Source organism: Mesorhizobium album (assembly GCF_033977205.1).
GTDB lineage: Bacteria > Pseudomonadota > Alphaproteobacteria > Rhizobiales > Rhizobiaceae > Mesorhizobium > Mesorhizobium album.
Genome location: NZ_JAVIIW010000010.1, coordinates 34,990 through 56,023 on the forward strand (window position 1 = coordinate 34,990; position 21,034 = coordinate 56,023).

The 21,034-nt window shown below is 65.0% G+C and carries 22 protein-coding genes; 12 read left to right on the forward strand and 10 right to left on the reverse strand.

Annotated elements, in window-relative coordinates:
* Position 1: 1 nt before the first annotated feature.
* Both grxC and RFN28_RS10745 read right to left on the reverse strand, forming a co-directional pair.
* Complete coding sequence (gene grxC / locus RFN28_RS10740; protein ID WP_320287317.1) at positions 2-265, reverse strand: glutaredoxin 3; 264 nt, start codon at positions 263-265, stop codon at positions 2-4.
* Positions 266-341: 76 nt separating this feature from the next.
* On the reverse strand, positions 342-1,142 hold the full coding sequence (locus tag RFN28_RS10745; protein WP_320287318.1) for a ComF family protein: 801 nt from the start codon (positions 1,140-1,142) through the stop codon (positions 342-344).
* Between the two features lie 64 nt (positions 1,143-1,206).
* Here RFN28_RS10745 and RFN28_RS10750 point away from each other — a divergent pair, with 64 nt between their 5' ends.
* The gene (locus RFN28_RS10750) at positions 1,207-2,079 is read left to right on the forward strand and encodes a methyltransferase domain-containing protein (protein ID WP_320287319.1); all 873 of its coding nucleotides are present in this window, start codon (positions 1,207-1,209) and stop codon (positions 2,077-2,079) included.
* A gap of 29 nt (positions 2,080-2,108) precedes the next feature.
* On the opposite strand, the gene RFN28_RS10755 is transcribed toward RFN28_RS10750, so the two are convergent.
* Together RFN28_RS10755 and RFN28_RS10760 are read right to left on the reverse strand one after the other, a co-directional pair.
* Positions 2,109-2,285 carry a Flp family type IVb pilin gene (locus tag RFN28_RS10755; protein WP_320287320.1) on the reverse strand — a complete coding sequence of 59 codons (177 nt, stop codon included), beginning with the start codon at positions 2,283-2,285 and terminating at the stop codon, positions 2,109-2,111.
* Positions 2,286-2,396: 111 nt separating this feature from the next.
* Complete coding sequence (locus tag RFN28_RS10760) at positions 2,397-2,714, reverse strand: hypothetical protein (RefSeq protein ID WP_320287321.1); 318 nt, start codon at positions 2,712-2,714, stop codon at positions 2,397-2,399.
* Between the two features lie 250 nt (positions 2,715-2,964).
* Here RFN28_RS10760 and RFN28_RS10765 point away from each other — a divergent pair, with 250 nt between their 5' ends.
* Entirely contained in the window at positions 2,965-3,153 is a 189-nt protein-coding gene (locus RFN28_RS10765; protein ID WP_320287322.1) for a hypothetical protein, read from the forward strand.
* A gap of 161 nt (positions 3,154-3,314) precedes the next feature.
* Here RFN28_RS10765 and RFN28_RS10770 read toward each other — a convergent pair whose 3' ends face one another.
* Genes RFN28_RS10770 through argJ form a run of 3 tightly spaced genes read right to left on the reverse strand, consistent with a single transcriptional unit; the run spans position 3,315 to position 5,751 of the window.
* On the reverse strand, positions 3,315-3,734 hold the full coding sequence (locus tag RFN28_RS10770) for a (deoxy)nucleoside triphosphate pyrophosphohydrolase (RefSeq protein ID WP_320287323.1): 420 nt from the start codon (positions 3,732-3,734) through the stop codon (positions 3,315-3,317).
* The gene (locus tag RFN28_RS10775) at positions 3,731-4,510 is read right to left on the reverse strand and encodes a GNAT family N-acetyltransferase (RefSeq protein ID WP_320287324.1); all 780 of its coding nucleotides are present in this window, start codon (positions 4,508-4,510) and stop codon (positions 3,731-3,733) included. Before RFN28_RS10775 ends, RFN28_RS10770 begins: the two co-directional genes overlap by 4 nt.
* On the reverse strand, positions 4,510-5,751 hold the full coding sequence (gene argJ, locus RFN28_RS10780; RefSeq protein ID WP_320287325.1) for a bifunctional glutamate N-acetyltransferase/amino-acid acetyltransferase ArgJ: 1,242 nt from the start codon (positions 5,749-5,751) through the stop codon (positions 4,510-4,512). The genes RFN28_RS10775 and argJ overlap by 1 nt, the downstream gene beginning before the upstream one ends.
* Before the next feature lie 187 nt (positions 5,752-5,938).
* Between argJ and RFN28_RS10785 the strand changes: the two genes are divergently transcribed.
* From RFN28_RS10785 to RFN28_RS10795, 3 genes are all read left to right on the forward strand, one after another.
* Positions 5,939-6,571, forward strand: coding sequence for a TetR/AcrR family transcriptional regulator (locus tag RFN28_RS10785; protein ID WP_320287326.1), 633 nt, complete (start codon positions 5,939-5,941; stop codon positions 6,569-6,571).
* A gap of 64 nt (positions 6,572-6,635) precedes the next feature.
* The gene (locus RFN28_RS10790) at positions 6,636-6,980 is read left to right on the forward strand and encodes a type II toxin-antitoxin system RelE/ParE family toxin (RefSeq protein ID WP_320287327.1); all 345 of its coding nucleotides are present in this window, start codon (positions 6,636-6,638) and stop codon (positions 6,978-6,980) included.
* Complete coding sequence (locus tag RFN28_RS10795; RefSeq protein ID WP_320287436.1) at positions 6,934-7,251, forward strand: helix-turn-helix domain-containing transcriptional regulator; 318 nt, start codon at positions 6,934-6,936, stop codon at positions 7,249-7,251. Before RFN28_RS10790 ends, RFN28_RS10795 begins: the two co-directional genes overlap by 47 nt.
* 152 nt (positions 7,252-7,403) lie before the next feature.
* Here RFN28_RS10795 and RFN28_RS10800 read toward each other — a convergent pair whose 3' ends face one another.
* A complete protein-coding gene (locus tag RFN28_RS10800; RefSeq protein WP_320287328.1) occupies positions 7,404-8,318 on the reverse strand; it encodes a peptidylprolyl isomerase in 915 nt (304 codons plus the stop codon).
* Between the two features lie 262 nt (positions 8,319-8,580).
* Between RFN28_RS10800 and secA the strand changes: the two genes are divergently transcribed.
* A complete protein-coding gene (gene secA / locus RFN28_RS10805; RefSeq protein WP_320287329.1) occupies positions 8,581-11,313 on the forward strand; it encodes a preprotein translocase subunit SecA in 2,733 nt (910 codons plus the stop codon).
* Between the two features lie 101 nt (positions 11,314-11,414).
* Here secA and RFN28_RS10810 read toward each other — a convergent pair whose 3' ends face one another.
* Entirely contained in the window at positions 11,415-14,000 is a 2,586-nt protein-coding gene (locus tag RFN28_RS10810; protein ID WP_320287437.1) for a helix-turn-helix transcriptional regulator, read from the reverse strand.
* A gap of 244 nt (positions 14,001-14,244) precedes the next feature.
* Here RFN28_RS10810 and RFN28_RS10815 point away from each other — a divergent pair, with 244 nt between their 5' ends.
* The 5 genes from RFN28_RS10815 to RFN28_RS10835 all read left to right on the forward strand — a co-directional run bounded on the left by RFN28_RS10815 (position 14,245) and on the right by RFN28_RS10835 (position 19,031).
* Positions 14,245-14,517: a DUF4242 domain-containing protein gene (locus RFN28_RS10815; protein ID WP_320287330.1), complete on the forward strand. Its 273-nt coding sequence runs from the start codon at positions 14,245-14,247 to the stop codon at positions 14,515-14,517.
* A gap of 16 nt (positions 14,518-14,533) precedes the next feature.
* Entirely contained in the window at positions 14,534-14,791 is a 258-nt protein-coding gene (locus RFN28_RS10820) for a hypothetical protein (protein ID WP_320287331.1), read from the forward strand.
* Positions 14,792-15,115: 324 nt separating this feature from the next.
* Positions 15,116-16,519, forward strand: a complete 1,404-nt coding sequence (locus tag RFN28_RS10825; protein ID WP_320287332.1) for a lipopolysaccharide biosynthesis protein — start codon at positions 15,116-15,118, stop codon at positions 16,517-16,519.
* A complete protein-coding gene (locus RFN28_RS10830) occupies positions 16,519-17,799 on the forward strand; it encodes a GNAT family N-acetyltransferase (protein WP_320287333.1) in 1,281 nt (426 codons plus the stop codon). Before RFN28_RS10825 ends, RFN28_RS10830 begins: the two co-directional genes overlap by 1 nt.
* A gap of 71 nt (positions 17,800-17,870) precedes the next feature.
* Positions 17,871-19,031 (forward strand): YncE family protein, encoded by a 1,161-nt coding sequence (locus tag RFN28_RS10835; RefSeq protein ID WP_320287334.1) that lies wholly within the window; start codon positions 17,871-17,873, stop codon positions 19,029-19,031.
* 60 nt (positions 19,032-19,091) lie between these two features.
* On the opposite strand, the gene RFN28_RS10840 is transcribed toward RFN28_RS10835, so the two are convergent.
* Entirely contained in the window at positions 19,092-19,352 is a 261-nt protein-coding gene (locus RFN28_RS10840; protein WP_430677753.1) for a DUF1127 domain-containing protein, read from the reverse strand.
* A gap of 108 nt (positions 19,353-19,460) precedes the next feature.
* On the opposite strand from RFN28_RS10840, the gene RFN28_RS10845 reads away from it, so the two are divergent.
* Positions 19,461-20,978 (forward strand): winged helix-turn-helix domain-containing tetratricopeptide repeat protein, encoded by a 1,518-nt coding sequence (locus RFN28_RS10845; protein WP_320287335.1) that lies wholly within the window; start codon positions 19,461-19,463, stop codon positions 20,976-20,978.
* Positions 20,979-21,034 lie beyond the last annotated feature (56 nt).

Sequence of the window (21,034 nt, forward strand, 5' to 3'; positions counted from 1 at the left end):
GTCATCTCCCGTTGGCAAGCAGCATGTCCAGCCGGCCCTGCGCCTCCAGTTCATGGAGGTCGTCGCACCCGCCGACATGCGTTTCGCCGATGAAAATCTGCGGAAAGGTGGTTCGCCCTCGCGCCTTGGAAATCATTTCCTGGCGCAGCTCCGGCGAGAACGAAGCGTCGTGCTCGGTATAGGCCACACCCTTGCGCTCGAGCAGCCGCTTGGCAGCGGTGCAATAGCCGCACATCATCCGGGTGTAAATCGTCACATCGACCATCAATCAAAGATCCTGCCGATGCACGTCGCCCGATGGTTGCGCGAAAACGACATGCACAAATACAACTCAATCAAATCTATATAGTCGCGGACTCATCGGCCCGAAAGTCCCCCGGCAGGACGCGGGCGAAGGTCAGCACGTCGACCGCTCCGGCGCCGCCCCTCTTCAGCGCCTTGGCAACTGCCCGCACCGTGGCGCCTGTGGTGTAGACATCGTCGATGAGGAGCACCCTGCGGCCGGCGATCTCGATCTCGGCTTCGGGCGGAACGCGGAAGGCGGCGCGCACATTCTCCTCGCGCTCGTGCCGCTCCAGCCCGACCTGCTGGCGGGTGAGCTTCCCGCGCCTCACCGCGGCCGGCGAAAACGGCAGGCCGCCGAGCTTCGATACCGCCCGGGCCAGCTCCGCCGACTGGTTGAACTGTCGCCGCAAGAAGCGGCGCCAGTGCAGCGGCACCGGCACCACCAAATCGGCTTCGGCGATCAGTTCGGCGCCGGCGCGCATCATCCAGCGCGCCATCCATGGCGCGAGGTCGGTGCGGTCCTGGTATTTCAGCCCCTGCACCATCTGGCGGGCGACCCCTGAATAGACGACCGCGGCCCGCGCCCGCTCGAAAGGCGGCGGGTCGGCGATCGCCTCGGCGGAAAGGAAGCCCTCGCCCATATCGTGGGTGAAAGGCGTGCCCATGACCGGACACCAGGGCTTCTCCAGCAGCCGGAGCTTCGGCCAGCAGGCGCCGCACAGCACACCGGGCTGCGAGACGTGGCGGCGGCAGCCGGCGCAGACCGGCGGGAACAGCAGGCGTGCCGGCCAGCCGAGCGCCTGCCGCGCCATGTCCTTGACCGCGATGGTCTTGATCTTGTGCACCGGATCGGCCACGTGAAATGAAACCCCATGCCACCATAGCACCAGTCTGGCAGAAGCGGACAACAGGAACAGCCCATTGCAGCCCTTGATCGACACCGAGCTTTGGCTTGCGCGCAAGCGACGGGCGCTCGCGCACCCTGTCGAAGGCGCCGATTTCCTGATGCGGCGGGCAGCGGAGGACCTTGCCGACCGGCTGGGCGCCGTCGAGCGCAGGTTCGGCAAGGCAGCGGCGCTGTTTTGCCAGACATCGGCCGCGGCCGAGGTGCTCGCCAAAAGCGGCAAGGTCGCCGATATCGTTCGCGTGGAGACGGACAGCGCGTTCCTTGCCGGCGAAGCGGGCCTCGTAGTGCCCCCGGAAACCGTGCCCTTCGAAGCCGAGAGCCTCGATCTCGCCGTTTCGCTGCTGTCGCTGCAGACGATGAACGACGTTCCGGGCGTGCTGGCGCAGATCCGCCGCGCGCTGAAGCCCGACGGGCTGTTCCTCGGCGCCCTTGCCGGCGCGGGCACGCTTTCAGAACTGCGCGAGAGCCTGCTTGCCGCCGAGACCGAGCTTCATGGCGGCGCAAGCCCCCGCGTCCTTCCCTTCACCGATGTGCGCGACGCCGGCGCATTGCTGCAGCGTGCCGGCCTGGCGCTGCCGGTCGCCGATGTCGAGACGGTCACGGTGCGCTACGATTCGCTGTTCGGCCTTGTCGCCGATCTGCGCGCCATGGGCGAGACCAGCCCGCTAGTCGACCGCAGCCGGCGGCCGGCCACCAGGCGGCTGTTCGCCCGGGCCGCCGAAATCTACGCCGAACGGTTTTCGGACCCGGACGGCCGCGTCCGGGCGAGCTTTTCGATCGTGTGGATGTCCGGCTGGGCGCCCGACGCCTCCCAGCAGAAGCCGCTCAAGCCCGGCTCGGCCAAGGTCTCTCTGAAGACGATCCTGGAGAACCCACGGGAGCGTTGACTATCCCGCCTCTGATTACTTGACTGGCGTCACTGGAAGGCTTGGACCAGCCTGCTGCTATTGTCGCTGAACAGCCATTTGAGCGCATCGGCGGCCTTTCCGACACCGGCGACGATAGCAAGCGACAGCACCGCGGCGATCAGGCCATATTCGATGGCCGTGGCGCCGGATTCGTCCTTCGCGAATTGCTGCAGCAAATTTGTCATAGTCGTCGATCCCTCTTGGCGGGAACCATAGCGCCTACCCGTTAAGAAAGGTTAACGGCAAAAGCTTAACAGGCGATAAAACAGCGGTTGCCTGATGAATTTATTAACCAATTAGCAGTCGCCATGGCGACTGCCATCGTTGCGGATCACACAAATGGAGCTCGGTAGTGGCTGCAGCACGCTTCGCCGCAGCGTGTAGGTGTCACGGCGGCCGATCGAGCCGGTGCTGGTCATATCGAGGCCGCCGGCCAAGCCGTCCCGCGCGCTCTGCGGCCGCGTCTGGCTGTCGAGGAAAGGCGTCGCGATCAGCGCCAGCGCCACCGCGGCCGACCCAAACAGCAGCGTGATCCGCAAAATGCCCATGCCGGCATCGGCGGCGCGGAAACTGCGATCGGGCCGGATCGAGTCCCAATCTCTCTCGAGGCTCATGGAATGGCTCCAAACAAGCGACTGCCGCGCAGGCGGCTTCGCTTCAACATTCCATGTCGAGATAAATCTTCCATTAACGCTGAACTTGGTTTGCCGTTATGTTCCGCGCAAAGAGCGGCTTAAGCGGCCTCGTGTAGCGATCAAGCTGGCGAGCGCTCCCGCGCGTTCTCGCCGCTGGCTCTGATCTCCGGCCGGTGCAACTATCCCCACACGATCCCGTTTACGACCAAGGCAACCAGATGGTGCTGCCATGGCTGACAAATACGAAATGCGGCAGGGAGCAGATGGTTTGTGGGAGGTCATCGAAGCCGCGACCGGTGAGATCGTCAAGCTAGGCAATTTGCCGTTGTTGGGCCTCGATCGCGAAGCTGCGTCAGGCGCGCTAGATGTCCTACTCAATGCGGTCCTTAAACCGAACAACAAACCCTCGGACGAATGAGCCCCGTTTTAGGGAACGGACCCCGGGGACGTGAGTTGTCGTTGTGTCGGTCGGTTCCTGCAAGAACCGTCTCGTGCAACAAGCCCGATGTCAGTCCCTTTGCTGCGTCGGGCTTTTGTCAGTCGCTTGGACGGTGAATCAAAATGGAACTGGTCTGGCGATCACAGGAGATCGATGAGGAACTGGATGAGCGGCGCATCGGCCGGCGGCATCGGATAGTCGCGCATCTGCCGCGGCCTGACCCATTTTAGTCCCTGCCCTTCTTTCGGCTGCGCGATGCCGCGGAACCGCCGGCAGATGTAAAGCGGCATCAGCAGGTGGAAATCGTCATAGCTGTGGCTGGCGAAGGTGAGCGGCGCCAGGCATGGGATCTCGGTCTCGATGCCGAGCTCTTCATGCAGCTCGCGGACCAGGCACTCCTCGGGCGTCTCTCCGGGCTCGACCTTGCCGCCCGGAAACTCCCAAAGGCCCGCGAGCTGCTTGCCCTCGGGGCGTTGCGCCAGAAGCACGCGCCGGTCGGCGTCGACCAGCGCGCAGGCCGCGACGAGAAGCAGGCGCTTTCCGGGCTTGATCTCGCTCATACGTCTGGCGGCCGGCGATAGTGGTAGCGGTAGACTTCCTCGAAGCCCAGCGACCGGTAGAGGGACAGCGCCGGGACATTGCCGGCCTCGACCTGCAGCCAGGCTTCGCGCGCGCCGCGCAGCCTGGCCCATTTCAGCGCCGACAGGATGAGGTTGCGGCCATGGCCCTTGTTGCGCGCCGACTTCTCGGTGGCGACCTCGAACAGTCCGGCGAGATCGCCGTCATGGACGCAGATCAGCGTCGCCAGCGCCTCGTTGCCGTCTTCGAGGGCGAACAACCCCGCTTCCGGCTGTATGGCGCCGATGACCTCCGACAGCCCGGGGCGCAGCGAGACGTCCGACCCGTTGGTCCTGATCGCCGCACCGATGAAGCGGCTGATGTCCTTCAGCGGAATCTGGTCCATCGCGGCATCGAGCTCAGCCTCCCTGAGCGGCAGCCGCATCACCAGCGATTCGTCGAACCGGCTCCAGCCCGCCTCGTCGAGATGCTTCGACAGCACGCGCCCCGAAAGCGGCGACATGCGAAAGGTCAGCGGCCGGCCGTAGGCGTCGAAGCGGCGGCTGGCGCGCACGATGCGCTCGGCAATGTGCTGGGTGTCGCCCGGATCGAGCGGATTGACCGAATTCAGGCGCTTTGCCGGATGGCCGGCCGTCAGCCGCACCACCCACGTCCCGTCGTAATGGACGGCCGCTGCCGGCCAGGCGCGAAAGCCCGCCGCCTCGTAGCGGCGCACGATCGCGAGCACGCTTGCCGGATGTCCGGACACCGGTGCCATCAGCTCCGGTAGTCGCCGTTGATGGCGACATATTCCTTGGTGAGGTCGCAGGTCCACACCGTCGCCTTGCCGCGGCCGATGCCGAGGTCGGCGCGGATGCGGATGTCGTCGCGCTTCATATAGGCCGACGTCGCTTCCTCGGAGTAAGCCGGATCGCGCTCGCCCTCATGCGCCAGCCGGTTGTCGCCGAACCAGATCGACAGCCGATCGCGGTCGGCGGGTTCGCCTGCCTTGCCGACGGCCATGACGACGCGGCCCCAATTGGCGTCCTCGCCGGCGACCGCCGTCTTGACCAGCGGCGAATTGGCGATCGCGAGCGCGATGCGCTTGGCCGAGCGTGCCGATTTGGCTCCTGTGACCGTGACCTCGACCTGCTTGCGCGCGCCCTCGCCGTCGCGCACCACTTGAAGCGCCAGGGATTTGAGCACCTTGCCCAACGCGCGGCGGAAGGCGCCGAGCCGCGCATCCTTCGGATCGCTGATCGCGGGCGCGCCGCGCGCGGCCGCTTTTCCGGTGGCGAAGAAGAGCAGCGTATCGCTGGTCGAAGTGTCGCTGTCGACGGTAACCGCATTGAAGGTCTTGACCGTGCCGCGCGACAACAGATCCTGCAGCACGGGCGCTGCGATCGGCGCGTCGGTGGCGACGAAGGAGAGCATCGTCGCCATGTCCGGCGCGATCATGCCGGCGCCCTTGGCGATGCCGTTGATGGTGACGTCGGCATCGCCGAGCTTGACCGTCTGCGTCGCCACCTTCGGATAGGTGTCGGTGGTCATGATCGCCTTCGCCGCCTCGGTCCACAGCTCCGGCTTGCCGTCCTTTACCAGCCCGGCAAGCAGATGGCTGAATTTGTTGGTGTCGAGCGGCTCGCCGATGACCCCGGTCGAGGCCAGGAACACCTCGCTCTCGTTGCATCCTGCGGCCTTCGCCGCCGCCTCGCCGGTCAGCGCGGTCGAGGCCTTGCCCTTCTTGCCGGTGAAGGCGTTGGCGTTGCCGGAATTGACCACCAGCACGCGCGCCTTGCCGGCGGGCAGGTTCTGGCGGCAGTAGTCAACCGGCGCCGAGGGGCATTTCGACCGCGTGAAGACGCCGGCGACGGCCGTGCCCGGATCGAAGACCATGGCGAGCAGGTCGGTGCGGTTCTTGTATTTGATCCCGGCCTCGGCGGTGGCGATGCGCACGCCCTCGATGACCGGCATCTTGGGATATTTCTTCGGTGCGAGCGGCGAAATCGTTGCGGACATTGTGACCCCGGAGCGGCAGGAACGCAGAAGGAAGGCCGGTTTGCCCGATAGCGCGCGCCGGCGCAAGAGGCGTTCTGGCCGCGCTTCATGGGCCGTGCCGACGGCCCTGCAACCTGGAACGGTCCGTTTCGTTTCGCCTCAAGACGCAATATGATCGGCCGGAGATTCACCGGCTAAGGACGACGAAATGGGCGAAATCGCCGCCAAGGCACGCAAATCGATCGGCGCCAGGCGCAACCCGGAAAGCGCCGACGCCATCCTCGAAGCCGCCGAAGCGGTGCTCAGCGAGGCCGGCTATTCCGGCTTCTCGATCGAGGCCGTCGCCCGGCGGGCGCGGGCCGGCAAACCGACCATCTATCGCTGGTGGCCGAGCAAGGCGGCGCTGCTGATCGAAGTTTATCAGCGTCAAAAACGGGTCGAGACACCTGACACGGGAAACATCGAGGCGGACCTTGCCGGCTTCCTCATGAACCTGTTCGCGCATTGGCGCGACACGTCGTCCGGCAATGTCTTCAGGTCGCTTGTCGCCGAGGCGCAATCCGACGCGGCCGCCGCTGCCGCGCTTGCCGACTATGCCAAGGGGCGCCGCGCCCATACCGGCCGGATGGTCGAGCGCGCCAAGGCGCGCGGCGAGGTGGCGGCCGATGTCGATGCCGAGCTGGTGGCGGACCTCGTCGCTTCCTTCGCCTGGACGCATCTTTTGACCAACCGCCTGGACGGAGAGGAGGCGACGATTCGTGCCGCCATCCGCTACCTGACGTGCGGCATCCTTAAGCCAACGGAGCGAAAAGGTGTTTTGGATCCTCGCGGAACGTCTTGAACGGCAGGCCGGAAGCTACAACTTGCTTTTCTTAACGGTAACATATATGTTACCGTGCAACAGAATGAAAATTCTGGAATTTCTTGCGGTTGACGGACACAGCCCGTTTAGAACGTGGTTCGGGTCTTTGGATTCACGGGCGGCGGCGAAAATCACAGTCGCTCTTGCCCGCATCGAGCAGGGCAACCTTGCAAGCCTCAAATCGGTCGGGTCTGGCGTCTTGGAACACCGCATCGATTGGGGGCCGGGCTACCGGATCTATCTCGGGCGCGACGGCGAAGAATTGGTCATTCTTCTTGCTGGCGGCACAAAGCGCAGGCAACAGGCGGATATCACAGCAAGAGTACCGGCGGGCGATAATGATGCCTCTGACCCGCGACTTCAAGGAGACTGTCAAGGCGCGTGCTGACACCGATGTGGCATTTCGCGCTGCCCTTCTCGGCGAAGCCGTTGAACTGCTCCTCAATGGCGACGTCGACACGGGCAAACTCGTGTTGCGCGACTATATCAACGCGACCATTGGCTTCGAGGAACTCGCCGAGGACGTTGGCAAGCCGTCAAAGAGCCTCATGCGGATGTTCAGCGCTGCTGGCAACCCCACGGCAGGCAACCTGTTTTCCGTCATCAGCCACTTGCAGAAGGCCACCGGAGTTCATCTGGCCGTGCACACAAGGCAATAAAAACGGCGCCGCGTTTTGGGGCAAAGACACGCGCAAAAACAACCTGAGGCGCGTCGCACAATCCGTATTCAGCGCAACGCGCTTTAACCTCCAAATGCGAAAGGGCGCCCGAAGGCGCCCTTTGCAAAGTTCGTTTTCCCAACCGAACCAGATTACTTGCCGCCTTCCAGCGTGTCGACGTCCTTCTTCAGCTTCGCGTCCGGGATCTCGACCTTGGCGGCGCCGCGCAGCTCCTTGACCATGGCGAAATACTTGTCGCGGATCACCGCCTGCCTGGCCTGATCCTTGACGTCGTCGAAGGCCGGCGGCTGCTTGGCGCGCTTATCCTCGACCTTGATGACGTGCCAGCCGAACTGCGACTGCACCGGCTCCTTCGAATACTTGCCGACATCCAGCGCGAACGCCGCCTTGTCGAACTCAGGCACCATCTGTCCTGGACCGAACCAGCCGAGATCGCCGCCATTCGACTTGCCGCTCGGATCGCTGGTGTGCTCGTTGGCGAGCTTCTGGAAATCGGCGCCGCCGTCGAGCTGCTTGATGATCGCTGCGGCCTCTTCCTTCGTCTTCACGAGGATGTGACGGGCGTGGATCTCATTGACCGGCGGCGTGTTGGCGATTTCCTGGTCGTAACGGGCGCGGACATCGGCATCCGTCACCTTGTTGACGACCTCCTTCTCGACCACCTCACCGTGCAGGGCGCGCTGCTGCAGGAAGGCCATGCGGCGCTGGAAATCGGGATCCTTGTCGAGGCCGCTGTCGACCGCCTTCTTGGCCATGACGCGGATTTCGATGGCCGCCGAAAGCGCAGCGGCGCGGCGCTGTTCCGGCGGCAGCTGCTGGAACTGCTGCGACAGCTCGCCCTCGGCGAGCGCGAGGTCGGCCTCGGTCAGCTTCTCGCCGTTGACGGTTGCGACCACGGCATTCGGGTCGACCGGAGCGGCGGGCGCCGCGGCCTCCGGCTGGGCGGGCTTGGTTTCCTGCGCCATCAGCGGCGACAGCGAAAGAGCCGAGAGGCCGAAGGCCAGGCCGAGGCTGGCGAGCGACGCGCGGCGGAACAACAGGGACATCAAGATAACTCCAATGGGATTGCCAATAAGGATCGCTTGCGCGGAAAGGTTCCAGATCAGTCGGATTGTGGCGGAATTTGGCGCTGCCCATAGGGCTAACGCGGCGTTGACATCAGTTGAGCCCCCTCTTATCTGTCCAACGACTTGGCGTCCAGAACCGTTTTCCGGGCGCTTTTTGCGTTTGTCCGCATTCACGCGGATTTGATAGGCCCGCCAGGCGCCCGTCGCAAACGGCTAAAATTGCTATCGAAAGGACCATTGGATGGTCAGTCTCGGCGCTCTCGCGCGTAAGGTTTTCGGCTCTTCCAACGACCGCCGAGTCAAGGCGACCAGGCCCCGGGTCGAGGCCATCAATGCCATGGAAAATGAGATGCGGGCGCTCTCGGATGCCGAGCTTGCCGGCCGCACCGAAAAATTCCGCCAGGATCTTGCCAACGGCGCCTCGCTCGACGACCTGCTGATCCCGGCCTTCGCCACCGTACGCGAGGCGGCCCGCCGCGTGCTCGGCCTGCGTCCCTTCGACGTGCAATTGATCGGCGGCATGGTGCTGCACAATGGCGGCATCGCCGAAATGCGTACCGGCGAGGGCAAGACGCTGGTTGCCACCTTGCCGGTCTATCTCAACGCTCTCGCCGGCAAGGGCGTCCACGTCGTCACCGTCAACGACTATCTCGCCAAGCGCGACGCCGAATGGATGGGCCGCGTCTACAAGTACCTCGGCCTCAGCGTCGGCATCATCGTTCACGGTCTTTCCGACGACGAACGCCGCGAAGCCTATGCCGCCGACGTGACCTACGGCACCAACAACGAGCTCGGCTTCGACTATTTGCGCGACAACATGAAGTATGAGCGCTCGCAGATGGTGCAGCGCGGCCATTCCTACGCCATCGTCGACGAGGTCGACTCCATCTTGGTCGACGAGGCGCGCACGCCGCTCATCATTTCAGGTCCGCTCGAGGACCGTTCGGAAATGTACAACACCATCGACGCCTTCATGCTGAAGCTCGGCCCGGCCGACTATGAGGTCGACGAGAAGCAGAAGACCACAATCTTCACCGAGGACGGCACCGAGAAGCTGGAAAACATGCTGCGCGACGCCGGCCTGCTGAAAGGCGAATCGCTCTACGACGTCGAGAACGTCGCCATCGTCCACCACGTCAACAACGCGCTGAAGGCGCACCTCCTTTTCCAGAAGGACCGGGACTACATCGTGCGCAACGGCGAGATCGTCATCATCGACGAGTTCACCGGCCGCATGATGCCGGGCCGCCGCTATTCGGAAGGCCTGCACCAGGCGCTCGAGGCCAAGGAGCACGTGCAGATCCAGCCCGAGAACCAGACCCTCGCCTCCGTCACCTTCCAGAACTATTTCCGCCTCTACAAGAAGCTCGCCGGCATGACCGGCACGGCGCTGACCGAGGCCGAGGAATTCGCCAACATCTACAATCTCGAAGTCACCGAGATTCCGACCAACCTGCCGGTCGCCCGCAAGGACGAGGACGACGAGGTTTACCGGACGGTGGACGAGAAGTACAAGGCGATCGTCATGGAGATTCGCGACGCCCGCGAGCGCGGCCAGCCGATCCTGGTCGGCACCACCTCGATCGAGAAATCCGAGCATCTGGCCGAGCGCCTGCGCAAGGAAGGCCTGAAGAATTTCGAGGTGCTCAACGCACGCCACCACGAGCGCGAGGCAGCCATCGTCGCCCAGGCCGGCAAGCCGGGCGCCATCACCATCGCCACCAACATGGCCGGCCGCGGCACCGACATTCAGCTCGGCGGCAACGCCGACATGCGCATCGCCGAGGAGCTTGCCGAGGTTCCGGCCGGACCGGAGCGCGAGGCGCGCGAAAAGCAGATCCGCGACGACGTCGCGCAGTTGAAGGAGAAGGCGCTGGCCGCCGGCGGCCTCTATGTTTTGGCTACCGAGCGCCATGAATCGCGCCGCATCGACAACCAGCTCCGCGGCCGCTCCGGCCGTCAGGGCGACCCCGGCCGTTCGAAATTCTTCCTGTCGCTGCAGGACGATTTGATGCGCATCTTCGGCTCCGAGCGCATGGACGGCATGCTGCAGAAGCTTGGCCTCAAGGAAGGCGAGGCGATCATCCATCCCTGGATCAACAAGGCGCTGGAAAAGGCGCAGAAGAAGGTCGAGGCGCGCAACTTCGACATCCGCAAGAACCTTTTGAAATATGACGACGTCTCGAACGACCAGCGCAAGGTAGTGTTCGAGCAGCGCCTCGAGCTGATGGACGGCGAAGGTCTGTCCGAGACGGTCACCGAGATGCGCGAGGGGGTCATCGAGGAGATCGTCGCCAAGAACATCCCCGAAAACGCCTATGCCGAGCAGTGGAACGTTGCCGGCCTGAAGGAGGAAGTGGCGCAGTACCTCAATCTCGACCTGCCGGTCGAGGAGTGGGTGAAGGAAGAGGGCATTGCCGAGGACGATATCCGCGAGCGCATTTCGGCCGCTGCCGAGGCCGCCGCCAAGGAGCGCGCCGAGCGCTTCGGCCCCGACGTGATGAGCTATGTCGAGCGCTCCGTGGTGCTGCAGACGCTCGACCATCTGTGGCGCGAGCACATCGTCAACCTCGACCATCTGCGCTCGGTCGTCGGCTTCCGCGGCTACGCCCAGCGCGATCCGCTGCAGGAGTACAAGGGCGAGGCCTTCGAGCTGTTCCAGGGCATGCTCGGCAGTCTGCGCCAGGCCGTCACCGCGCAGCTGATGCGCGTCGAACTGGTCCGCCAGGCGGCGGAAGCGCCGCCGCCGGAAACCCCGAACATGTTCGGCAGCCATATCGACGGCACCACCGGCGAGGACGACTTCCAGGGCGGCGAGACGGCGCTCCTGGTTCGCCAGGATCAGAGCGCAATCGTCGCGCCGGAAAACCGCGACCCGAAGAACCCAGCGACCTGGGGCAAGGTCGGCCGCAACGAAGCCTGCCCCTGCGGCTCCGGCAAGAAATACAAGCACTGCCACGGCGCCTTCGCCTGACGCCCTTTTCCTTCTTCCCGTTCAACGGGGAGAAGGTGGACCGCAGGGCCGGATAAGGCGCGGCGCCGACGTTCGCTAATAGCCTAGCCCAGCCAAGAATCTTACAGCAGCCCCGACGCCCGCGCGGCCGCCGTCGCCTCGCCGCGCGAGACGGCCTCCAGTTTCTCCAGCACCGCCGAGACATGGTGATCGACCGTCTTCGGCGAGATGGTGAGATGCGCGGCGATCTTCTTGTTGGAGAAGCCGCGCTCGATCAGTTGCAGCACTTCCATCTGCCTCTGCGTCAGGCCGGCGAGGTTGGCGCGCGTCGCCTGCCTTGGGCCCCTCGCGATATAGCTAACGCCGCTCTGGCGCATCAGGCCGCGCACATGCTGCGCCACCGGCCTTGCGCCGAGCCCTTCGAATATGTCGAGCGCCACGCGCAGCGCAGGCTCGTCGCCCTGCAGCAGCGCAAGCGCGCGCTCGAAGGGAGCCTCCATCCCAGCCCAGCATTCCGCGGCACCCCGCCAGTCGCCGGCAAGCAGGAGGCGATGCGGCTCCGCCATGCCGCTGGTCTCACCGGGATCGCTATCGGGCGACAAAAGCTGGCGCCAGGTCGCCAGCTCGCCGAACACCGCGCGTGTCGGCGACAGGCTTTCGGCAAGATCGATCAGGCGCAGCGCCTCGTCCCGGTCGCCTGGTCCGAGCCGCGCGCGCTCCGCCATTATCGCCGCGTAAGGCGCCAGCCGCTGCAGTTCCATGCTGTTGTCCAGGAAGCGCTTCATCTCGTCCAGCACCGGCTCGGCCGACGGGTCGCCCCGCCGGATGCGCAGCCTTGCCAGCGCTACCAGCGAGGGGAAGCGCACCAGCGCGGTCGTTACCTCATTGTCTATGACGTCATGCGCTACCGCCGCCGCGTCGTTCCACCGGCCGCGCCGCAGCAAAAGCTGCGCCTGCACGCCGCGCATGTAGTCGCGCCAGGTCGCCAGATCGTTCTCGACGCAATAGGCGATGCCGCGTTCGAGGAAAGCGTCCGCCTCGTCGAGGTTAAGCCTGTTCATCTCGACACAGGCGCAGTTGGTGAAGGCGCGCGCCGCATGTTCCTGGAAATTCTCCGCGAGGGCGATGCCGAGGCTTCGGGCGAGATCGCGTCGCCCTTTGGCGAAGTCGAGCCATTGCCCGGCGGCGCCGACGTTGTTAAGCGCGTGACAGAGGATGTCCGGCCGGTTCAACCGCTCCGCCAGCTCGATGGCCTTGGCTCCAAGCGAAAGCGTGTCGTCAAGCCTCTCGGCCAGCATCGCCAGTTGCGACAGGTTGGAATAGGCCATGGCAAGCTCGGGGCCGTCGGGCGCCGTTTCCAGAAGCTCGACGGCCTGTGCCCCGAACCGGTCCGCCGTCTCGCGCTCGCCGATCAGATAGGCGAAGCGCGACAGGCATCTAAGGCTGTCGCCTTCCTTCAGCCTATCGCCCAGCGCCTGCCGCAGCCGGCGCGCCTCAATCTGCGATTCTATGGCTGCGTCGACACGGCCGATGAGATGGCATTCGAAGGCATGGCCTTCATAGAGCGCCGCCTGGCTTTCCATCGGCAAGCCGTCGGAATAGCGCAAGGCGACCTCGTAGTGGCCCGCCGCATCGTGATGCGCGCCGACCCGCGAGGCCTCGCGCGCAGCGAGCGGGGCGAGCTCGCGCACGGCCTCCAGGTTCTGCGCCTCCACCGCATGATGCACTAGCCTTGCGGTGGCGACGTCCGGGTTTTCCTGCAAGGCGGCCAATGCACGCTGGTTGTATTCGCGCCGGAGGCGCGGCGTCAGCGCCATCTCGATGGCCCGACGGGCGATCTCGTGCCGGAAGGCATAGCCGTCGCCGAAATCCTCGAGCAGGCCTTGGCTGACGCATTCGGCGAGCTGGCCGGCGGCGGCAATCCCGCATAGGCCGCTGAGCGCCCAGGCATCGGCGCGACGCGGAAACACGGATACCGCGTCGAGCATCGAGCGGGCACCCGGCGAAAGCCGCTCGGCTCGCGCCAGCACTGCGTCGCGCACGCTGGCCGGCAGCCCCGTATCGCTTTCGGCGGCGAGCAGTTCGGTGACGAAGAAGGCATTGCCGGCGGTGGCCCGGTAGATGGCGTCGCCGTCGCGGCCGGCTGCCTCGGCAAGCGACAGCACCGCCGCCTCGCTGAGCAGCGGCACCTCGATGCGTTGGATATTGCCGGCCGGGATCTCGCCGAGGGCACGGCGCACGCGCATTTGCCCCTCGCTGCGATCGGTGCGCGCTGTGATCAGAAGCAGGATGTGGGAGTTCGCAATGCGCCGGCCGAGAAAACGGACGAAATCGAGCGTCGCGTCGTCCGCCCAATGCAGATCCTCGATGACGAGCAGGCTTGGACCCTTCGCCTCGAAGACGTCGAGCGCATCGGAAAACAGCGGCAACTTCTGCCCCTGCCAGTGATCGATCGCGCGCGGCAGCTCCCATTGCGCCTCGCGGGCAAGATCATAAAGCGGCCCCAGCGGGTCGGGGATCGACAGGTCCTCGCAGGCGCTTCGCAGCAGGGTCACCCCTTGCCCTGCACGATTGACAAAAGCCTCGACCAGCGCGGTCTTGCCGGCTCCGGCCTCGCCGGACAGCGCCGCGACACGGCCGCGGCCCTGTGCTGCGTCCACCAGAAGGGCCTCCAGTTGCCGCAGCTGCGTCTGCCGTTCCAGAAGCATCGTCATTCTCTCGCGAGGGCGGATTTTTCACCGTGGCGGGTTGCCGCCACGATAGTCGGGGCGAGAGCGCAATAATGTGACCCTCCACACATTGAGGTGCCCCACTCCACAATGAACGCCGCCAACATGGGGAATCGTCCCGCCCAATATGGGGAAAGGCTCCGATGCGCGGATTTTGCGAGCGTGGTCTTAGTCCGGCCGCGCTCGAACCGAGTGTGATTCAGTCACCTAAGGAAAACCAATCATGCCTCGCTACCTGGTTGAACGTACATTTCCCGAAGGGCTCAACGTGCCGATGAACGATGCCGGTGCGACCGCAATGGGCGGCGTCATCGCACGCAATGCCGAAAAGGGCGTGACGTGGGTGCAGTCCTTCGTCTCGCCCGACAGGAGCAAGAGCTTCTGCATCTACGACGCACCCTCGCCCGAGGCGATCCGCAGCACCGCGCAGAAGAATTCGCTGCCGGTCGACAAGATCACGGAGGTGCGGGTCCTCGACCCCTACTTTTATCGCTGATCGGCCCGCCGAGCGATTGAACGATGCGCTTCAGATCGTCCCTGCCGGTGGCGGACTTGATGTCATGCCGGACAGCGAAGGTGTATCCGCCCCGGCGGATGTTCTCTTGCCACCGCGCGGCATCGTGCGGCGGGTCTTGCCGGTGCTGCTTTCGCCTCTGCGAAACCGGCGACGGCAACTGCCTCCGCAGGACGACTATCTGAAACGCGACATCGGCCTAGATGAGCGCGAGATGCCGCGCGAATACTGGGAATATTGGTGGCATCGCCGCTGATCGCCTTCCCTTCTCCCCGTCACTATACGGGGAGATGGTGGCCCGAAGGGCCGGATGAGGGGCCGCGCCAACGGTTGAGATTATCGAGTCTTCCACGCACCCGAAGGAGGTAGCTCCTTTTGCTGAGGGCTCTTGGCTCACGCAGGTTCGATATGCGCGCTCCAGCGCAAAATTTTCCAAAGCCTACGCCGCCCTCATCCGCCTGCCGGCTCCTTCTCCTCCGTATAGTGACGGGGAGAAGGAAGCACCTCACCCAACCGTTTCTTAATGTGTTTCGAATACACCCGACCGCTGGAAAGAGGCGGGAAACGGAGAGTATTCGGGGTGCGCTTTTCCGCGGCAACGACTGCCGGGCGGTTCCTGCCGCAGCGCTGGGCGCTGCGCATGCGGCCGCTGCTTGGCCGCATCGATGCCGTGCTGTTCACCGCCGACGAACGCGGCGAAGCCGGCCGCATGTCGCTGATCGCCTTTTCCATCCGCATCGTCAGTGCCGTCATCGCCTTCGTCAGCCAGGTGCTGATGGCGCGCTGGATGGGCTCGTTCGAATACGGCATCTCGGTGCTGGTCTGGGTGACGATGGTGATCGTCGGCAACCTCGCCTGTCTCGGCTTCCACACGTCGGTCATCCGTTTCATCCCCGAATATCGCGAGCGCGGCATGCTCGCCGAACTGCGTGGCATCGTATTGGCGAGCCGGCTGTTCGTGCTCGTCGCCTCGACGGTGATTGCCGGCCTCGGCGCGCTTGGTGTCTGGCTGTCTTCGGGCTGGATCGAGAATTATTACGTCGTCCCTTTCATCCTCGGCGTCATCTGCCTGCCGATGATCGCGCTGGGCGACCTGCTGCAAGGGCTTGCCCGCGCGAACTCCTGGGCGCTGCTCGCGCTCTCGCCCACCTATCTGGTGCGGCCGGTGCTGATCCTAATGTTCATGGCGCTGATGCTCGCCTTCAATTACGCCCCGGACGCCAAGACCGCCATCTTCGCCTCGATCGCCGCCACCTATGTGACGACGCTCGGCCAGCTGATGGCCGTTACCTCGCGCATGGACGAAAAGATCCCGGCCGGGCCGATGACCGTGCATTTCGGCCGGTGGTTTCTCGTCTCGCTGCCGATCTTCCTGGTCGAGAGTTTTTTCTTCCTGCTCACCAATGCCGACGTGCTGATGGTCGGCGCCTATCTCGACCCCAATGACGTCGCCGTCTATTTCGCCACCGTGAAGACGCTGGCGCTGGTGCATTTCGTCTATTTCGCGGTCAAGGCGGGCGTTGCCCAGCGCTATGCGCAGTTCACCCATGGCGAGCCGGACAGGCTCGCCGCCTTCGCCCGCGAGACGGTTTCCTGGACCTTCTGGCCTTCGCTGGCGATGGCGCTGCTGGTGCTGGCGCTCGGCGAGCCAATGCTGGTGTTGTTCGGCCCGGAATTCACCGCCGGCTATCCGCTGCTCTTCCTGCTTGTCTTCGGCGTCGTCGCGCGCGGCGCCGTCGGCCCCTGCGAAAGCCTGCTCACCATGAGCGGCAACCAGAATATCTGCGCCGCCGTCTATGCCATGACGCTAGCCTTGAACATCGGTCTCAACGTGATCCTGATCCCGCTTTTCGGCCTTTGGGGCGCGGCGATCGCCACCAGCCTTGCCATGGTCTTCGAGGCCAGCGCACTGTCCTTCACCGTCTGGTGCAAGCTCGGCATCGTCATGGCGATCTTCGTGCCTGCACACAAGGAAGTCGCCTGATGGCCGCCGTTCCGTTGCTCGAGGAGACCAGCGGCGGCCCGGCCGGCGCTATGGTGTCGGGCCTTGCCGGCCTCGCTCGAGAGGCCGACCCAGCCCATATCGAGCTTTTCGCCAACAACCGGCCGGAGCGCAAGCTCGCCATCTATCCGGCTTCGGCCGGCTTCGACCTCGTCGAGGAGCTCGACTATCTCAGCGCCCGCACCGTCGAGCCCAATGTCTTCTTCAACCCGCGCTTCCTGGCGCCCGCCATGCCGCGGCTCGAGGACCGCGAGGTGCGGCTCGCCGTGATCCGCGACGGCGACGAGTTCCGCAACCGGTTACGGCTTCTGGTGCCGTTCTCGGTCGAGCGACCGGCCATCCCGCTCGGCGTCCCGGTCATGCGCACATGGTCGAGCCCGTTCGGCCCGCTCGGCACGCCGCTGGTCGACCGCGACGACCCGGTCGGCGTCATCGAGGATTTCTTCTCGATGCTGTCCAGGCCGCATCTCAAGCTGCCGAAGGTGTTCGTGCTCCCCGACATGAGGCTCGACGGTCCCGTGGCGAGCCTGCTCACCTCCTTTGCCGACAGCCGCGGCCTGACGCTGGTCACCACCGGCAAGGCCGAGCGGCCTGTGCTGGAAAGCGATGCCGACGGCGACGACTACCTCAAGGCGTCGCTGCGCTCGCACCATTATCGCGAATTCCGCCGCTTGAAGCGGCGCCTAGCCGACCTCGCCAAGCTCGAGCACATCGTGGCGCGCGGGCCGGACGAGATCCGCTATGCCATCGAAAGCTTCCTGACTCTGGAGGCCGCCGGCTGGAAGGGCCGCGAACGGACAGCCATGGCGATCGACCGCTACCGCGCCGCCTTCGCCCGCGAAGCTGTGCACCGGCTGGCCGAGCACGACATGTGCCGCATCCACTCGCTAAGGCTCGACGCCCGCACCGTCGCCAGCCTGGTCGTCTTAGTCGAGGCGGGCGTCGCCTACACCTGGAAGACGGCCTATGACGAGACGCTTTCCGCCTTTTCGCCGGGCACGCTGCTGATGATCGAGGTCACCAGGCAGCATCTCGACGATCCCAACATCGTCATGACCGATTCCTGCGCGGTGCCCGACCATCCGGTCATGAGCCGGCTGTGGATGGAGCGCAAGCCGATGGGCACGCTGGTCGTCGGCCTGACGCCGGACGCCGACCGGCTGGCCCGCCAGGCGGCCTCGCAGCTGCACCTCTACCGCGAGACGCGCAACATGGCGCGCATCCTGCGCAACCGCATGCGGAGCCTGCTAAAAAGACGCTAGATGAAGAGCTGCACACCGGCTAAGGCATCCGGCGGCCGGGTCCGGCCGGCCTTCCCCACAAAGTATTTCCGATGATCGAAACCGTTCTCCGCTTCGCCCGCTTCTGTGCGCCGCTTCTCCTGCTCGCTATGCTTCCGGCCCGAGCCTTGGCCGATACTTGCCCCGAGGATTGCTCCGACCCTGCGCCGCCGGCCGTCAACATCTACAGCCGCACCACCGCCGGCCATATGAGCCCGGCGACGGCAGGCGCGTTGTCCCGCGTCTATGTGCCCAACCGGTCCTCGAACAGCGTCTCGGTGATCGACACAACGACGCTGAAGGAAGTCGACAGGTTTCCGGTCGGCAGCAAGCCGCAGCACGTCGTTCCGTCCTGGGACCTGAAGACGCTTTGGGTGGCCAACAACGGCACCGGCAGTAACGGCAGCCTGACGCCGATCGACCCGACGACCGGAAAGCCCGGCAAGCAGGTGCCGGTCGACGACCCCTACAATGTGTATTTCATGCCGGACGGCAGCGCCGCCATCATCGTCGATGAGGCGCTGAAGCAGCTCGACCTGCGCGATCCGCAGACGCTCGCCCTGAAATCGATCATCCCGACGCCAGATTGCCTCGGCATCAACCATGCCGATTTCTCGGCCGACAGTTCCTACGCGATCTTCACCTGCGAATATGGCGACGGCGGGCTGGCCAAGATTGACCTGAAGAACCAGAAAGTGCTCGGCCATCTCGACCTGTCGAAGATGGGCATGCCGCAGGACATAAGGCTCTCGCCCGACGGCAAGGTCTTCTACGTCGCCGACATGATGAATGACGGCGTCTTCCTGATCGATGGCGACAGCTTCAAGGAGATCGGCTTCATCCCGACCGGAATTGGGGCGCACGGCTTCGTCGTCAGCCGCGACGCCAAGCGGCTCTACGTCTCGAACCGCGGCTCGCACAAGATGGAGCAGGGCCGCGCCGACGGTCCGGGCAGCGTGACGGTGATCGATTTCGCGACCCGCTCGGTCGTCGCCCAATGGCCGATCCCGGACGGCGGCAGCCCCGACATGGGCAATGTCAGCGCCGACGGCAAGCAGCTATGGCTGTCCGGCCGCTTCGACTGCGAGGTCTATATGATCGACACGACGAGCGGCGCCGTGACCAAAATCCGCGTCGGCGTCGAGCCGCACGGCCTGACGGTATGGCCGCAACCGGGGCGGTATTCGCAGGGGCATACGGGGAATATGCGGTAGGCTTCCAGGGTGCGGCAACGGAGTGACTGGCCCGTCATCCGGCGTCTCTGCAGCATCCACCTATCGTTGCCAGAAGGGCAGCTTGGCGATCTCATCCTCGGCCTGCCGTTTCGTCAGGCCGATATCGTCGATCAGATGCGGATTGTCCCGCAACATCCGCTTGAGTTCCCAGCGGAAGTGGGCTTGCTCGCGCCAGGCGGCGATGATGCTTCGCAGGGCCGCCAGACGCCGACGCGATGCCCGCTCCACGGGCGTTCCCGGCCGCGCTGCCGGATGCGGCGCTGACGCAAGAGTGCAGGTATCGTTCATGGCAACCTCCATGGCGGTTGAGGATCCCTCGACCTGAAAGAGGTTGAATTCTGCAGGATGCGAACGGCGGCGTAATTAAGCGCGCCCAAATAGTTCCAAAAACATCCAAACTGGCTATAGATGCGCCGCATGCAGGGATCGCGCTTTGTCTTTGGTTCGTTCGTGCTTGATCCGGGTGCGGGTACGCTCCTTCGCGACGATGTTCCTGTTGCCGTCGGTTACCGTGGGCTGAAGCTGCTTGCAGCGCTCGTCGGGCGTCCGGGCGAAATCCTGGGCAAGGCCGAGCTGATGGACGCGGCTTGGCCGGGCACGGCCGTCGAAGAAGGCAACCTCACCGTCCAGATTGCCCAGCTCAGGAAGCTTATTGGTCAGGCCGATGACGGCGGCGAATGGATCGCCACGGTCCCGCGCGTCGGCTACCGCTTCACGGGCGCCGTCGAACAGCTCGCCGGCGCGGCGCGAAAACCTCTGCCGCTGCCCGACAAGCCCTCGATAGCCGTGCTGCCCTTCGCTGCTTTCAGCAGCGATCCCGAGCAGGAATCCTTCGCGGATGGCTTGACCGAGGACCTGATCACCGATCTGTCCAGGAACTCCGGCCTGTTCGTCATCGCGCGCAATTCGGTCTTTGCCTACAAAGGCAAGGCGATGGACGTGCGCGCGATCGCCGGGGAGCTTGGCGTGCGCTACCTGCTAGAAGGCAGCGCAAGGCGCGCTGCGGGGCGTGTGCGCATCAACGCCCAGCTGGTCGACGCGGTGAGTGGCGAGCATCTGTGGGCGGAACGCTTCGACCGCAGCCTGGAAGATATCTTTGCCGTCCAGGACGAGGTGACGGCCAGGATCGTGGAAGCGCTGCTCGGCCGCCTGCGCGCGCTGCCGCCGCGCAGGCGGCCCCGGAACCTCGAGGCCTACGATCTCTGCGTGCGGGCGCGCAAGCTGTTCGACGAGTCGCCGCAGATGGCGCGCGAGGCGCATCTGATGCTGACGCGCGCGGTTTCGCTCGATCCGGACTATGCCGAGGCCTATCGCTGGCTTGCCATGAACCACTGGATGGGCTGGGTGCATTGGGGCCAACCGATCGAACCTGCCCGCAGCACCGCCTTGGAGCTGGCGCGCAAGGCCGTGGCAATCGATCCCAATGACGCCGGCTGCCGCTGGGTGCTCGCCAACCTGCTTGCCTATGAGCGCCGCTTCGATGAGGCGGATGCGGAATTCGCCAGGGCGATCGAGCTCGACCCGAACGAAGCCGACACCTGGGCGACATTATCGGATATCGAGATCCTGGCGGGGTGGGTCGACAAGGGCCTCGAGCACATCCGCAAGGCGTTCCGGCTGAATCCGTTCCCGCCGAGCTGGTACTATCTGACGCTCGGCCAGGCGCAATATGCGGCCGGCGACTACGAGGCCGCCGTCGAGACGCTGCGCAGGGACGAGACCTACCGCACAAGCTCGCGCCGTTTCCTCGCGGCAAGCCTTGCCCAGCTCGGCCGGCTGGACGAGGCGCGCGCGGAGGTCGAGCTGTTCCTCGTCGGCAACCCGCATTTCTCAACCGCCTTTTGGGCCGCGACGGAGCCGTTTCGCGACGTGGCGATGCTCGAGCATTTCGTCGACGGCTTCCGCAAGGCCGGCCTTCCAGAGTAAGGGCGCCACCATTTCTTGGACGGCCGCTCGGTCCGAAAGCCGCCGGTCGCCCGTCC

What these genes read in the sequence shown, in the direction of transcription:
- grxC (WP_320287317.1), bottom strand. Translation starts at nt 265, where the DNA reads ATGGTCGATGTGACGATTTACACCCGGATGATGTGCGGCTATTGCACC.
- RFN28_RS10755 (WP_320287320.1), bottom strand. Translation starts at nt 2,285, where the DNA reads ATGACAAATTTGCTGCAGCAATTCGCGAAGGACGAATCCGGCGCCACG.
- RFN28_RS10760 (WP_320287321.1), bottom strand. Translation starts at nt 2,714, where the DNA reads ATGAGCCTCGAGAGAGATTGGGACTCGATCCGGCCCGATCGCAGTTTC.
- RFN28_RS10765 (WP_320287322.1), top strand. Translation starts at nt 2,965, where the DNA reads ATGGCTGACAAATACGAAATGCGGCAGGGAGCAGATGGTTTGTGGGAG.
- RFN28_RS10770 (WP_320287323.1), bottom strand. Translation starts at nt 3,734, where the DNA reads ATGAGCGAGATCAAGCCCGGAAAGCGCCTGCTTCTCGTCGCGGCCTGC.
- RFN28_RS10775 (WP_320287324.1), bottom strand. Translation starts at nt 4,510, where the DNA reads ATGGCACCGGTGTCCGGACATCCGGCAAGCGTGCTCGCGATCGTGCGC.
- argJ (WP_320287325.1), bottom strand. Translation starts at nt 5,751, where the DNA reads ATGTCCGCAACGATTTCGCCGCTCGCACCGAAGAAATATCCCAAGATG.
- RFN28_RS10785 (WP_320287326.1), top strand. Translation starts at nt 5,939, where the DNA reads ATGGGCGAAATCGCCGCCAAGGCACGCAAATCGATCGGCGCCAGGCGC.
- RFN28_RS10790 (WP_320287327.1), top strand. Translation starts at nt 6,636, where the DNA reads ATGAAAATTCTGGAATTTCTTGCGGTTGACGGACACAGCCCGTTTAGA.
- RFN28_RS10795 (WP_320287436.1), top strand. Translation starts at nt 6,934, where the DNA reads ATGCCTCTGACCCGCGACTTCAAGGAGACTGTCAAGGCGCGTGCTGAC.
- RFN28_RS10800 (WP_320287328.1), bottom strand. Translation starts at nt 8,318, where the DNA reads ATGTCCCTGTTGTTCCGCCGCGCGTCGCTCGCCAGCCTCGGCCTGGCC.
- secA (WP_320287329.1), top strand. Translation starts at nt 8,581, where the DNA reads ATGGTCAGTCTCGGCGCTCTCGCGCGTAAGGTTTTCGGCTCTTCCAAC.
- RFN28_RS10810 (WP_320287437.1), bottom strand. Translation starts at nt 14,000, where the DNA reads ATGCTTCTGGAACGGCAGACGCAGCTGCGGCAACTGGAGGCCCTTCTG.
- RFN28_RS10815 (WP_320287330.1), top strand. Translation starts at nt 14,245, where the DNA reads ATGCCTCGCTACCTGGTTGAACGTACATTTCCCGAAGGGCTCAACGTG.
- RFN28_RS10830 (WP_320287333.1), top strand. Translation starts at nt 16,519, where the DNA reads ATGGCCGCCGTTCCGTTGCTCGAGGAGACCAGCGGCGGCCCGGCCGGC.
- RFN28_RS10835 (WP_320287334.1), top strand. Translation starts at nt 17,871, where the DNA reads ATGATCGAAACCGTTCTCCGCTTCGCCCGCTTCTGTGCGCCGCTTCTC.
- RFN28_RS10840 (WP_430677753.1), bottom strand. Translation starts at nt 19,352, where the DNA reads ATGGAGGTTGCCATGAACGATACCTGCACTCTTGCGTCAGCGCCGCAT.
- RFN28_RS10845 (WP_320287335.1), top strand. Translation starts at nt 19,461, where the DNA reads ATGCGCCGCATGCAGGGATCGCGCTTTGTCTTTGGTTCGTTCGTGCTT.